The organism is Gilliamella sp. Fer1-1, assembly GCF_001690825.1.
GTDB lineage: Bacteria > Pseudomonadota > Gammaproteobacteria > Enterobacterales > Orbaceae > Gilliamella > Gilliamella apicola_C.
Map to the genome: position 1 here is coordinate 1 of NZ_LZGX01000088.1, position 13,621 is coordinate 13,621.

The window sequence follows — 13,621 nt, forward strand, 5'->3', positions numbered from 1 at the left end:
GTTTGAATGCCTATTGACTTATCTACTTCACCATCATCAAATCTAGAAAGAATCAAATAATGATTTGGTGATACAGGATCGTTACCCGTCCCAATAATAAGCACTTCATCTTCGGTATAGCAATTAACGGTTGTTGCTAAAAACCTTACTTCACAGTTCAACATATTATCAACACGTTGATCTTCTTGCATGTTATTTTCCTTACAACATTTACACCAGCTATATTTACACTAGCTATCATATTTGCTAATGCCTATAATAGCTTAAATTGCAATCTCCCAAATAACAATCTCCTAAATAACAATGACCTAAATAACCTTAACATGACGATTATCTAACACCTTTTTGGTAATGGTAGTGCTCAAGCATTGGCTCATTATTTTCAATACACCAATCATAACCACCAATATCTATTGGCATCTTAGTTAACATGCCCGTTAATTTATTAAATTTTATCCAATTGTCCGCATTTTCAAGTGATGAAAAAACAGCAGATACCGTTGATACCCCGTCTTTCTTAAAAACCCAAACCCAACTATATTCTTTCATACATTTCACCTTATTAGCTATTTTGGTCTTTTTCCCTTTAGTAATGATTGAATAGCTATCTTCCTATAAAATAGTATAGTTAAAAAGGAAAAATTTCTCTATGATGAAAATAAAAAGGGTAAATATTGATATTGTAATCAGCTTACCAACAGAACGGTTTATCTACTTTCTGTAAATGGTTCTAGAAAAGTATTGTAAGGCTTTGCTTGCTATTTTAGGCGCTCTTCTATCGTTTTCTCAATTTTAACCCGTCTTTTAAAACCATATTTTATTATTTTGTAACGTTAATTTGCGCTTAATTGTGACTTAAAAAACTTGCGACAACAAAGTGTTGATGTTTTATAAATGGTGGAACGACAAGCATTAATTCTGAGTAAAAATAGCAAATAAAAATTTTAAGCGATGCAAAGATAAATTAGAATGTTTTGTGCTAATTGAAATAGAATAAAGTAAGTCATTATTGAATTTATCTTGTTGATATAAAGATGTTAAAAAATATCCTCAAGTGCTAGTTTAGAAAGTTAAGGGGTAAAGCATGAACAAAAATCTAGAAAAAACGAGTAAATTTCTAAGTTACATTTTAAGACATCAACCTGAAGCTATAGGTATAGCTTTAGATTCTAATGGGTGGATTAAGATTGAAACGCTAATTATGCAAGCTAATCAACATGGTGAATATCTTACCAGAGATCTAATTGAAGAAGTTGTTAAAACAAGCGATAAAAAACGTTTTACAATTTCAGAAGATGGGTTAAAAATTCGTGCTGCACAAGGACATTCAACTAAACAGGTTGAAATCAAATATCAACAACAAATCCCACCAGAATTTTTGTATCATGGGACGGCAACTCGTTTTATTGATTCAATTAAAGAACAAGGGTTAATTGCAGGTGACCGCCATTATGTTCACTTATCTTTCGATGAACAGACAGCTAATGCTGTAGGCAAACGACATGGTAAACCGATTGTATTAAAAGTAAAAGCTTTGTTAATGCATCAACAAGGCTTCAAGTTCTATTTAGCTGATAATGGTGTTTGGTTAACCCATACTGTTCCTAATACCTTTTTTACGTTTGAGTAAATAGCCCCTAATTCAGCCTGCCTTGCTTTATATTGGGCTGATTTTGATCCTAACCAAACGAAGGCTACTGCAACTAAATAAAATATAGATAAGTTCTAAATTATGCATTCAACTTATTTGCTATATACCTTAAAAGGCTAGATAGCTTGGTGTATCTACACTTTTTAGCACCAAAGATAAGGTCATAGCTTCATTTTATAAATGACTCCAACCTGTTTGGCTTTCAGGTTAAATACCCTACTACTTTAATTTTAATAAATTAAAACGTTATTTTCTGATAAGTTATCTCCATTTTGATATCCTTTTTCCATTAATCTTGTTCAATTTTTCTTAGTTTTTTTAAAGTTGGCAAGTTAAAAATCATTCAGAAAAACCATTGATTTTATTTAATTTTTATTTTAGCATCGAATTTTTATTAAACCTTTATTCGCACCAAAATATGCTTTTAGCTTTTTGATAAAAAGCCATTTTCCCGCTTATAGCTTAAATGAATATCATTATACTAATTAATTAGTACCATCTTTTTAAGATAGATTTATAATAGCGAATATGATTAAGTAACCAGATAGATGGCTGTCGCCTATCTAACTGTGACTAAATAAGGAAATGATAATGAGCAAAATATTTGATGATAATTCACAAACTATTGGTCATACCCCACTTGTTCGTTTAAAACACTTTGGTCATGGTAATATTTTAGCTAAAGTCGAATCACGTAATCCAAGTTTTAGCGTGAAGTGTCGTATTGCATCGAATATGATTTGGGATGCGGAAAAGCGTGGTTTATTAACTTCAGATGTTGAATTAATTGAGCCGACCAGCGGTAATACGGGTATTGCACTTGCGGCTGTCGCTGCAGCTCGTGGTTATAAGCTAACATTAACTATGCCTGAAAGCATGAGTATTGAACGCAGAAAGCTGTTAAAAGCTTTAGGTGCCAACTTAGTATTGACTGAAGCATCAAAAGGTATGAAAGGTGCCATTGATAAAGCCGAAGAAATTGTTGCCAGTAATCCACAAAAAAATATCATGCTTCAACAATTTAGTAACCCAGCTAACCCTGAAATTCACGAAAAAACCACTGGTCCTGAAATTTGGAATGATACCGATGGTCAAATCGATGTGTTTGTTGCTGGTATTGGAACTGGTGGTACGTTCACTGGTGTAACACGTTATATCAAAAAAACGCAAGGTAAAAATATTACTGCAGTCGCCGTTGAGCCAACTAATTCACCCGTAATTACTCAGGCGCTAGCAGGTGAATCAATCAAGCCAGGACCGCATAAAATTCAGGGTATTGGGGCTGGTTTTATTCCTGAAAATCTAGATTTAAGTTTAATCGATTTGGTCGAAAAAGTTTCTAACGAAGATGCTATTGATACCGCTCGTATATTAATGGAAAAAGAAGGCATTTTAGCAGGCATATCGTCTGGTGCTGCGGTTTTTGCAGCCGATCGTTTAGCTAAATTACCTGAAAATGCAAATAAAACCATTGTTGTCATTTTGCCTTCTTCTGGCGAACGCTATTTAAGTACTGACTTATTTAGTGGTATTTTTACCGAAAAAGAACTTGGTTAAGCTGAAATCGCAATAAAATATCCGTAATAAAAAGCGCAAATCATCAAATCATTGCGCTTTTTGCTAATATACATTTATTGACACACTGGGCTAATTATCCTGAATAATGCCAAAATGGCGGTACGCATGTGGCGTTGCAATTCTGCCACGAGGGGTTCTTTGGATATAACCTTGTTGGATTAAAAACGGTTCAAGCACGTCTTCGATCGTTTCGCGCTCTTCGCCAATTGCCGCCGCAATATTATCTAAGCCAACAGGCCCACCCATAAATTTTTCGATAATAGTAAGCAATAATTTGCGATCCATATAATCAAAACCTTCGTTATCAACATCAAGCATATCCAGTGCTTGAGTAGCGATTTTTTTATCGATAACACCTTTGGACTTTACATCAGCATAATCGCGCACACGACGCAAAAGGCGATTAGCAATTCGAGGAGTACCACGTGAACGTTTGGCAATCAAATAAGCCCCTTCATCTGACAGATCCATGCCTAAAAATTTGGCACTGCGACTAACAATATATTCCAAATCCTCAACACGATAAAATTCAAGACGTTGTACAATACCAAAGCGATCTCTCAGTGGCGAAGTCAACGAACCAGCTCGCGTTGTTGCACCAATTAATGTAAAGGGAGGAAGATCAATTTTGATCGAACGTGCCGCAGGCCCTTCGCCAATCATAATATCTAGTTGGTAATCTTCCATCGCTGGGTATAAAATTTCTTCAACTACAGGTGATAGGCGATGAATTTCATCAATAAACAATACATCGTTAGGCTCTAAATTGGTTAGCATAGCGGCTAAATCGCCCGCTTTTTCTAAAACAGGACCAGATGTAGTACGTAAATTAACATTCATTTCGTTCGCTACAATGTTAGCTAACGTGGTTTTACCAAGCCCAGGCGGACCAAATATAAGCACATGATCGAGCGCATCACTACGTTGTTTAGCTGCTTGAATAAAAATCTTCATTTGTTCGCGCACTTGTGGTTGGCCGATGTATTCGCCCAAATATTTGGGGCGAATAGCACGATCTAACGATTCTTCTTCTTTTTGTACTTGTGGGGCGATCAAACGATCCGCTTCAATCATAATAAATCCCTATTTACAATGCCGATTTTAAGGCTTCACGAATCAGTGTTTCACAATCCATATCTGGGTTAATGACTTTATTAATGATACGACTGGCTTCTTGCGGTTTATAACCAAGTGCAATTAGAGCTGAAACCGCCTCGCTTTCAATTTGATTAGCCGATTTTTGAACACTATTTGTTTCAATAGCGGTGCTAGCGCTTGATGATTGTTCTCCAAACCGTTTAATGCGATCTTTCATTTCCACAATTAACCGTTCAGCTGTTTTGTTACCTACACCGGGTAGTTTTACTAAGGTTTTAATTTCACCTTGCTCAACAGCGCTAATAAATTGCCCTGCGGACATACCTGATAAAATGGCTAACGCTAATTTAGGTCCTACTCCATTGACTTTTATTAGCTCACGAAATAGCTCACGCTCTTGATCTTGATTAAAGCCATACAATACTTGAGCATCTTCACGAACTGCAAAATGGGTTAACACAATAACTTCTTGCCCATTTTCGGGTAATTCATAAAAACAGGTCATCGGCATAAATACATCATAACCGACACCGCCAACTTCAATCAGTACTTTTGGGGGTTGTTTTTCAATAATAGTGCCTCGTAAACGACCAATCACAATATATCCTTAATAATAAAGCGTAATAAATCAGCAAATAATTAAGCGTAGTTTACCCGATAGCAAAAAAATAATAAAGAAAAACTGTATAAATAGACAGGCAATAAAATAATATTGCCGACATTTGTTGACTATGTCGGCAACATAAATCGCAAAATTAATGCGTTATCTTAGAATGGCATTTTAAAACCTGGCGGTAATTGCATGCCGCCAGTAACTTGCGCCATACGTTCTTTCTGTGCTGTATCTAAACGACGCGCTGCATCATTATAAGCAGCAGCAATAAGATCTTCTAACATTTCTTTATCATCATCAGCCATAAGTGATGGATCAATTTCAACACGCTTACAACTGTGTGCACCATTAATCGTAACTTTGACTAAGCCGGCACCAGACTCGCCAGTAACTTCCAATTTGGCGATCTCTTCTTGCGCTTGTTGCATTTTTGCTTGCATTTGTTGGGCTTGTTTCATTAAATTGCCCAAGCCACCTTTTCCACCTGAAAACATAATTATTCCTCGTTAAAAAAATATCGCTGTATTATACAGGACGAACACTTGTCTCATCAATCTTAGCGTCAAAATATCGGCAAATTGTTGCCACTTTGGGATCTTCAGCAATGATTATTTTAGCTTGTGCTAATTTTTGTTGATACAATGCTTCGCGCATTTCCAATGGTGTTTTATCATCTTGATTGTCATCAATAATGATTTTTACATCAAGTTCTTGCTTACGTTGTTCACAAAGCGCCTTTTGCACTTTAGCTACGTTATTTGCCGAATTAATTAAATGCTTAACTGCCGAGCGCACACGTAACACAATAGTATTATCATCCACTTGTTGAAAAACGGCATTAACCACAATTTGTTTAAGCAACGGTGGCAAATTCAATTGCTCAATTTCGGCACACCAAGCATTTTTTTGCGCCATTTCTGTAATCAGTTTTTGGGTCATTTCGGGGGTTTTGTCGCCGTTAAGCGATTCACGAAAGGCCTTAGTATCAATAACCAATTCTTCCTTCATAGCAATTAAACCACTAGCTTGCCATTGATAATTTTCAGCAGTGATTTCTTCTTTACTATCATCATGATCCGTATTATGGGGATCTGCGCTAACCTCATTTACTGGTTGCTGAATATTCTGTTTAATTCGCGTCAGTGACTCATTAACGACTCGTTTTTTAGGTTGATTTACATCAACCAATTCAGACTTTTTTGAACTTTGTTCCTCTTTGATTAGCTGCATACGCATTTCTAAAATGCTTTTAGTCACCGACGGAGCATCATCAGGAATCGCTAAATCAACCGTTTTCGGTTTTGCATCAGCAGTTGGTTCCGCTTTTAAAGGAACTACATCTGCCATTAAATCGTTCTTTTTTTGTTCTTCGGTTTGTAACTTTGGTGGTAAACTCGAACTTGTTACTGCGTGTAACGAACGTTGTTGAGATGTAACCTGCTCAACATTATTTTTAGGTTGTTGTGTTTGCGATTGTTGATTAGTCTTAGGTTGTGCTTGGATTGACTCTGGTTGCTGCGTATTGCTTGCAGTCCGTAGCATTACTGATGATGTAACAGCATCAACCGACTTTGGTATAAAAGCTAAAGCACGTAAAAAGCTCATTTCCACGCCAATTTTTTTATCAGGTGCAAAACTTAGTTCTTTACGCCCCATCAATAGAATTTGATAAAAAAGTTGTACATCATTTGGCGCCATAGATTGTGCTAAAAAACGGATGCGCTCTTCATTATCAGTATAATCACCAAGTGCCGTTGGTACTACTTGCAATAAAGCAATTTGGTGCAACAGTGTAATTGTTTCAGCTAATAAATGATCCCAATTTGCACCTTGCATAGCTGCCGCTTCAATCTGTTGCATTAAGGCATTGCCATTACCATTATGCATTGCCTCAACAAGAGCAAATGGAATCGATTTATCAAGTGTGCCAAGCATTATTGCCACTGATTTTGCATCAATGATACCATTGCCAAGAGCAATCGCTTGATCAGTCAAACTCAAAGCATCACGCATACTGCCGTTAGCTGCTTTTGCTAATAAGCTAATTGCTTTGGGATCACTACTGATTTGTTCTAATTGTAAAATACGCTCAAGTTGCTGGCTAATTAAAGCCGTATCAAGCACATTTAAATGTAAATGCAAACAACGTGATAATATCGTAATGGGTAATTTTTGCGGATCGGTGGTCGCTAATAAAAACTTAACATGCTCAGGAGGCTCTTCTAAAGTTTTTAGTAGCGCATTAAAACTACTGCGAGACAACATATGCACTTCGTCAATCAAATAAACTTTAAATCGACCTTTTGTTGGCAAATATTGAATATTATCAAGTATTTCACGTGTATCTTCAACTTTAGTACGTGATGCGGCATCAATTTCTAAAAGGTCAACAAATCGACCTAGCTCAATATCACGACAATTATCACATACACCACAAGGAGTGGCTGTTATACCCGTTTCGCAGTTCAAACCCTTAGCCAATAAACGGGCAATCGACGTTTTACCTACACCACGAGTACCAGAAAACAAATAAGCGTGATGGACGCGTCCAAGTGAAAGCGCATTAGACAGAATTTTAAGGACATGTTGCTGCCCAACAACTTCGGAAAATGATTTTGGTCGCCATTTGCGTGCCAGAACTTGATAACTCATAATCACCATAACGCATTATTGCCATTGAATTTGGCGCTAATCATACCATAAACTGGCAAAATAGTCTTTAAACAGACAATAATAAAAATGGTTACACAAGGTGCTCTTTTTCATTTTCAAGCACTATTTACTTCGGTGGTCATTATTTTCGGTAAAAATCATTTCGCCTAATATTTTTATTCAATTTGCGAATTTTTCTCAATTGCTAGTATATTTCCGGCCTTAAACAAATAGCATCAACAATAGTTAACGCTGTTAACTTTGACTAATACCCGCTTTTATGACATAAAAGGCGTTTAGATTAATGATGGGTTTTATCTATTTTTAGGTTAACTAGCGATATAACATTGCACTAGTTGCCGGTAGTTATTATTAAGTATTGAAATGAGCGTGACACTAAAAAAATAGAACATACCGCCTTGCTTAACAAAAGAAAAACCAGATGAGATTTGCAAAAAACTTTTTATAAACGATTTAAATTCGTTATGGTAATTAATTTTAATGAATTGATAAAACAAGTTTAAAACGATTGTCGATTGTTCGGTATCTTGTTAATCGCCATCAAAAAACTGTCAGAAAAGATATTGATTTTATTGAAGTTTTTATTGAGAGCAAAAAACAAAAATAAATTAATAAGGTACTTTTTTAGTCACAAATTATCGGAATCGTTTTAAGATTAAAGCCAGCCTCTTTATATAACTTATACCTAACCCTTGCGAGCGACTTTAGTCGCTCATCGGTTGGCACAAAATCGATAATATCACGATAGACACCAGCAAATTCGGGAAACTGCTCTTGTAAATTAATCAGCAACTGACGGCTTGCGCTACTCCGTTTTTGTGGCCAACTAATTTCAACCGGCGATCCGCCTTTCATCCCTTCGCCAGCCAAATTATGAGGAACAAAATTATCCGTTTCCAGTTGCCAAAGGTATTCATCGATTCGTTCGGCCTGAGCCTGATCTTGACAAGCAACTTGCACGCGCTGATTCGCGTGCCATGCTTCAACAATTTTTTGACATGCTAACTTCTCAAAAAACAAAATGCCCGATTCGTCGGCTTGTGTTTGGTTTTCAAGTAAGTAGAAGATGACTTTTTTCATTAGATCAACGCTCAATTTATTGGTCTAGTAAGTATTGAATCAACATCGCCACAGGGCGTCCTGTTGCACCTTTTTTTGCACCTGAGCTCCATGCTGTGCCGGCAATATCTAAATGCGCCCATTGATATTTTTCGGTAAAGCGTGATAAAAAGCATGCAGCAGTAATGGTGCCCCCATCTCGACCACCAGCATTCACAATATCGGCACATGTAGATTTAATTTGTTCTTGGAAGTCATTATCAATCGGTAGTGCCCATGCTTTGTCACCTGCTTTTTGAGAGGCGGAAACAAGTTGTGCTATCAATTGATCATTATTGCCCATTACGCCTGTATAGTGATGCCCCAATGCAACAATACAAGCTCCCGTTAAGGTAGCAATATCAATAACCGCTTTTGGATTATAACGTTCAACATAAGTTAAAGCATCACATAACACTAAACGACCTTCAGCATCGGTGTTAATTACTTCAACAGTGGTACCAGACATTGTCGTTAATATATCACCAGGCCGATAACTGTTTCCATCTGGCATATTTTCGCAACCTGCCATAATACCTACGACATTAATTGGTAATTTTAATTCGGCTACAGCTTGCATAACGCCATAAACCGTCGCTGCACCACACATATCATATTTCATTTCATCCATACCTGCCGATGGTTTGATAGATATGCCACCAGAATCAAAAGTAAGCCCTTTGCCGACTAATACATACGGTTTGGCTTGTTTGTCTTTTGCTCCTGCATATTCAATAATGGTCATAATTGATTCATTTTCTGAACCACGCCCGACGGCTAAATAAGCATTCATGCTTAATTTTGCCAACTCATCTTCGCCAAGGCAAGTGACCTTTAATGACGAGTGTAATTTGCCTAGTTGTTTACCTTGATCGGCTAAGTATTTTGCGTTACAAACGTTTGATGGCATATTGGCAATGTTTTTTGTTGTGGCAATCGCATCAGCAATAATTTGACCTTGTAACAAATTACTAGCTAACTGTGGTAACTCATTTTCGTTGTGAGTGAATAATGTCACATTAGTTAAACTTGGTACAGGCGCTTTAGTCGTTTTAAATTCATCAAATTGATAAGTAATATCGCTAACAATTTGCGGTAATTGTTTAGCGATTTGAGCACTATTGGCTTGATTAATTGTTAACAAATCCCATGCAATATTTTTGATTTTTTTGGCAAGAACTTCTTTTATGACTGCTTGAATCACCTTTTTGGCTTGTGACAAATCAAAATTTTTGGCTTTATCACAACCGACAAATAACAGTTTTTGTTTTAAATTGTTGCTGTTGGCATAGAGTAACGTAGTTCTACCCAACTCACTGCTTATGTCACCCGATTTAATGAGTTGGCTAACTAAACCATGGGTTGAGTTGTCAATATCTTTAACAAAATCGGATTGATTTTTTCCTGAAGCAATTGAAATAACTAAACACTCTGCTTTTTGCTTGGTGATAATAGCACTATTTTTTATTTGAAATTCCATGGTGTTTCTCGTTTATGAATTGATAAAGATAATGAATATTCTATCGCTTCGTTATTGGATAGCAACAAAAAGATAACTAAAAGCGCTCAAATCAGATTATAATAGTCAGATTTTACGCCAACATATATAGGTAAGTTGTGATAATTCGTCGATATTTAGTTAAAGAGACATTGAAAACCCAAGGAGCAATTCTATTTATTTTATTGCTGATTTTCTTTTCTCAAAAATTAATCAGAATTCTGTCAAGCGCTATTGATGGTTCGATCCCCCGAGAATTAATTATGCCATTATTAGTTTTGGGCGTGTCAAATATGGCTGATCTTATTTTACCGCTAAGTCTTTTTTTAGGCGTACTTGTTGTCTTTGGACGACTTTATTCTGACAGTGAAATGGTCGCTATGTATGCTTGTGGCATTAAAAAGAATTTAACTTATCAAGTGGTGCTTTTCCTCTGCATTCTAACCTGCATATTGACAGCGCTGAATGCACTTTGGTTTGGTCCTTGGTCTAACGTTAAGCAAGATCAGCTACTTGCAAATGCGAAAATAAACCCGAGTTTAGCGGGGTTATTAGCGGGTCAATTTCAACAAACGCCAGATGGTAATTCAGTGATTTATATTGGTAATGTTGATAATAATAACCTAGAAAACGTATTTATTGCGCAAATCAATCCCAAAGCCAATCAACGACCATCGATCATTCTTGCCAATAAGGGTAAAACAGGTCATGATGATGAAGGCAATCAAATCATTAAGCTTGAAAATGCCAACCGTTATGAAGGCACAGCGCAATTAAAAGATTTTCGGATCTCAAACTTTCATAATTATTTAGGTATCATTAAACCCAAAGAACTCAATATTACTGAAGGGGTCGATAAAACCAATGTTCAACAGTTGGGATTGTCTGAACTTACAAATCTTAATACCCCTAAAGCCAATGCAGAATTTTATTGGCGAATAACATTGATTATTTCGGTGCCTTTGATGGCATTTTTAGTTATTCCTCTGAGCGTATCTAACCCACGCCAAGGGCGCCTAGCTCAAGTTTTTCCAGCGTTACTGCTTTATTTGGTTTATTTTCTGTCAGCTAGTTCAATTAAGGCTAATGCAGGGAAAGGCCGATTAGATCCTGAATTGTGGTTTTATACGTTGAATTTAGGATATTTTGTATTGGCACTCATTTTAAATTGTTGGGATAATCTATTTATGCGTAAACTTCGCTTGAAATATTCGGTATCTTAAGGAGAAAAGTGTGTTTTCGATTTTAGATCGTTATATTGGTAAAACTATTTTAAGTACCATTGGTGTTAGCCTTTTTCTGCTGATTAGTCTGTCGGGTATTATTCGTTTTATAGATCAACTTCGAAAAATAAAAGTTGATTATGATGCGTTTTCTGTTGGTGTTTATACCTTTTTAATGGCGCCAAAAGACTTAGAAGTTTTCTTTCCTATGGCTGCATTATTGGGGGCTTTAATTGGTTTAGGCTTATTGGCATCACGCAGTGAACTAATTGTGATGGAAACGTCAGGCTTTAGTCGTTTCAAAATTGCCCTTGCGGTTATGAAAACAGCATTACCGCTCGTATTAATTACAATGGCAGTTGGAGAATGGATTGCTCCTATTAGCGAGCAGACTGCACGCAATATGCGCTCTGAAAAGCTTTATGGTAATACCTTAATGGCACAGCAAGGCAGCCTTTGGGCTAAAGACGGTAATGATTATGTATTTATTGGACAGGTGAATAACGATAATTCAATATCTAATGTTTATATTTATTCGGTTGATCAAAATAAATTGCTATCCATCACCCATGCTGCTTATGGCGTATATGAAAATGACAGTTGGACTTTATCGCAAGTGGAAAAAAATGATCTAACAGCGCTCAATAAAGTGGTAGGAGTCAATATGGTATCCATCCCTTGGAAAACAAACATTACTCCAGATAAATTAAGTATTGTCGCATTTGATCCTGACTCATTGTCAGCTTCTGGACTTTATCAATATTCGCAATTTCTTAAAAGCTCAGGGCAAGATACCAAGTATTATGATTTGCTATTTTGGAAAAAGATTATCAAACCCGTTTCTGTTGCTGTGATGATGTTGCTCGCATTGTCATTTATTTTTGGTCCATTACGTAGCGTATCGATGGGCATTCGTATAGTAATTGGTATTAGCTTCGGTTTCTTATTTTATATTGCTGATAATTTATTTGCACAAGTGAGTATTGTTATTGGAATTTATCCCATCGTTGGATCGTTGATAACCAGTGTTGTATTTTTGTTAATTAGTTATATTTTATTTAAACGAAACAACTAAGCTTGCAAAGATTTTATCAACCCTATCATCTTGTTAGATGATAGGGTTGTTATTTTATAAGTTCTATTTTATCGACTGTTATTTATTATTTATCAAATAGCTTTATGTACTGCCCATAACCAGCATATTCTAATTCATCTTTAGGTATAAATCGTAAAGCAGCCGAATTAATACAGTAGCGTAACCCACCTAGCTCTTTTGGACCATCAGTAAAAACATGTCCAAGATGAGAGTCGGCATTCGCTGATCGCACTTCGGTGCGACGCATAGCAAAACTGGTATCTTTTTTTTCAATAATACTACTTTTATCTATTGGCTTAGCAAAGCTAGGCCAGCCACAGCCTGAATCAAATTTATCTAACGAGGTAAATAGTGGTTCACCAGATACTATATCGACATATAATCCTTCACGATGATTGGCATTAAATTCATTATCAAACGGTGGCTCTGTACCATTTTGTTGGGTAACATAATATTGCATAGGTGTTAATATGGATAGCGCTTTTTCTTTCATGTTTTTATTCATAAATCACCTTCTCGTAGTTTAAAGTTACTTGTTTTAATTAATGTCGGTTAACATCAGTTTAACATCGATTGCAATACTTTATCTTTAATTACAAAATAATGATATAAAGCGCCAGCTATATGTATGATAAGTAAAATACCAAGTAAATATGAACTGGCTTGATGAACGCTATGAAATATTTGATAAGCCTGATTTGGCAAATCAACAGCAGGTATAGAGATGATACCCAAAAAATTCAACGGATAACAACTCATCAAGTAACCAGAGAGTGGCACAATAATCAATAAAATGTAGATAAATCCTTGCGTTGATTTTGACAAGACTCGCTGTAATTTATGATCTTTGGATAAAACATCTGGTACACCATCGCGCTTTATTAACACAAAGCGCCACAATGTTAAGACAAAAATCAATATACCCAAAGATTTATGCAATAAGTAAATAACCGGCATACCCCCCAAATAGTTTGACAATACCCCCTTAAATATAACCACTAAAAACGTGAGCAAAACCAAGGTAAAAGTTAGCCAATGAACCCATTTTTGTTTACGGCCATAGTGCGGATAATTTTGCATTATTAACTCATCC

At 36.2% G+C, this 13,621-nt stretch carries 14 protein-coding genes; 4 read left to right on the forward strand and 10 right to left on the reverse strand.

Translation table 11 applies throughout. The features are described 5' to 3' along the window. Together A9G28_RS09825 and A9G28_RS09830 are read right to left on the reverse strand one after the other, a co-directional pair. Window positions 1-191, reverse strand: a 191-nt coding sequence (locus A9G28_RS09825) for a hypothetical protein (RefSeq protein ID WP_218057365.1), incomplete at its 3' end; no start/stop codon positions are given. A 139-nt stretch (window positions 192-330) separates the two neighbouring features. Beyond that, window positions 331-549, reverse strand: coding sequence for a DUF7710 domain-containing protein (locus A9G28_RS09830; protein WP_065567577.1), 219 nt, complete (start codon window positions 547-549; stop codon window positions 331-333). Window positions 550-1,084: 535 nt separating this feature from the next. Between A9G28_RS09830 and A9G28_RS09835 the strand changes: the two genes are divergently transcribed. After that, entirely contained in the window at window positions 1,085-1,630 is a 546-nt protein-coding gene (locus A9G28_RS09835; RefSeq protein WP_065567578.1) for an RNA 2'-phosphotransferase, read from the forward strand. A gap of 612 nt (window positions 1,631-2,242) precedes the next feature. Then, window positions 2,243-3,208 carry a cysteine synthase A gene (cysK, locus tag A9G28_RS09840; protein ID WP_065580557.1) on the forward strand — a complete coding sequence of 322 codons (966 nt, stop codon included), beginning with the start codon at window positions 2,243-2,245 and terminating at the stop codon, window positions 3,206-3,208. Window positions 3,209-3,298: 90 nt separating this feature from the next. Here cysK and ruvB read toward each other — a convergent pair whose 3' ends face one another. The 6 genes from ruvB to A9G28_RS09870 form a co-directional block, all read right to left on the reverse strand. Next, window positions 3,299-4,303, reverse strand: a complete 1,005-nt coding sequence (gene ruvB, locus A9G28_RS09845) for a Holliday junction branch migration DNA helicase RuvB (protein ID WP_065580558.1) — start codon at window positions 4,301-4,303, stop codon at window positions 3,299-3,301. 13 nt (window positions 4,304-4,316) lie between these two features. Then, the gene (gene ruvA / locus A9G28_RS09850) at window positions 4,317-4,925 is read right to left on the reverse strand and encodes a Holliday junction branch migration protein RuvA (RefSeq protein WP_065580559.1); all 609 of its coding nucleotides are present in this window, start codon (window positions 4,923-4,925) and stop codon (window positions 4,317-4,319) included. Window positions 4,926-5,095: 170 nt separating this feature from the next. Continuing rightward, complete coding sequence (locus tag A9G28_RS09855) at window positions 5,096-5,434, reverse strand: YbaB/EbfC family nucleoid-associated protein (RefSeq protein WP_065567582.1); 339 nt, start codon at window positions 5,432-5,434, stop codon at window positions 5,096-5,098. Window positions 5,435-5,465: 31 nt separating this feature from the next. Continuing rightward, complete coding sequence (dnaX, locus tag A9G28_RS09860; RefSeq protein ID WP_065580579.1) at window positions 5,466-7,592, reverse strand: DNA polymerase III subunit gamma/tau; 2,127 nt, start codon at window positions 7,590-7,592, stop codon at window positions 5,466-5,468. A 645-nt stretch (window positions 7,593-8,237) separates the two neighbouring features. Next, on the reverse strand, window positions 8,238-8,693 hold the full coding sequence (locus A9G28_RS09865) for a DNA polymerase III subunit chi (RefSeq protein WP_065580560.1): 456 nt from the start codon (window positions 8,691-8,693) through the stop codon (window positions 8,238-8,240). 16 nt (window positions 8,694-8,709) lie between these two features. Next, complete coding sequence (locus A9G28_RS09870) at window positions 8,710-10,191, reverse strand: leucyl aminopeptidase (protein ID WP_065580561.1); 1,482 nt, start codon at window positions 10,189-10,191, stop codon at window positions 8,710-8,712. 137 nt (window positions 10,192-10,328) lie between these two features. Between A9G28_RS09870 and lptF the strand changes: the two genes are divergently transcribed. Both lptF and lptG read left to right on the forward strand, forming a co-directional pair. Beyond that, window positions 10,329-11,432, forward strand: coding sequence for an LPS export ABC transporter permease LptF (lptF, locus tag A9G28_RS09875; RefSeq protein WP_065580562.1), 1,104 nt, complete (start codon window positions 10,329-10,331; stop codon window positions 11,430-11,432). A gap of 10 nt (window positions 11,433-11,442) precedes the next feature. Then, window positions 11,443-12,507, forward strand: coding sequence for an LPS export ABC transporter permease LptG (gene lptG / locus A9G28_RS09880; protein ID WP_065580563.1), 1,065 nt, complete (start codon window positions 11,443-11,445; stop codon window positions 12,505-12,507). A gap of 85 nt (window positions 12,508-12,592) precedes the next feature. Here the strand turns inward: lptG and msrB are convergent, their stop codons facing one another. Together msrB and A9G28_RS09890 are read right to left on the reverse strand one after the other, a co-directional pair. Beyond that, a complete protein-coding gene (gene msrB, locus A9G28_RS09885; protein WP_065580564.1) occupies window positions 12,593-13,033 on the reverse strand; it encodes a peptide-methionine (R)-S-oxide reductase MsrB in 441 nt (146 codons plus the stop codon). A 53-nt stretch (window positions 13,034-13,086) separates the two neighbouring features. Then, entirely contained in the window at window positions 13,087-13,608 is a 522-nt protein-coding gene (locus tag A9G28_RS09890) for a cytochrome b (RefSeq protein WP_065580565.1), read from the reverse strand. Between the last annotated feature and the right edge of the window lie 13 nt (window positions 13,609-13,621).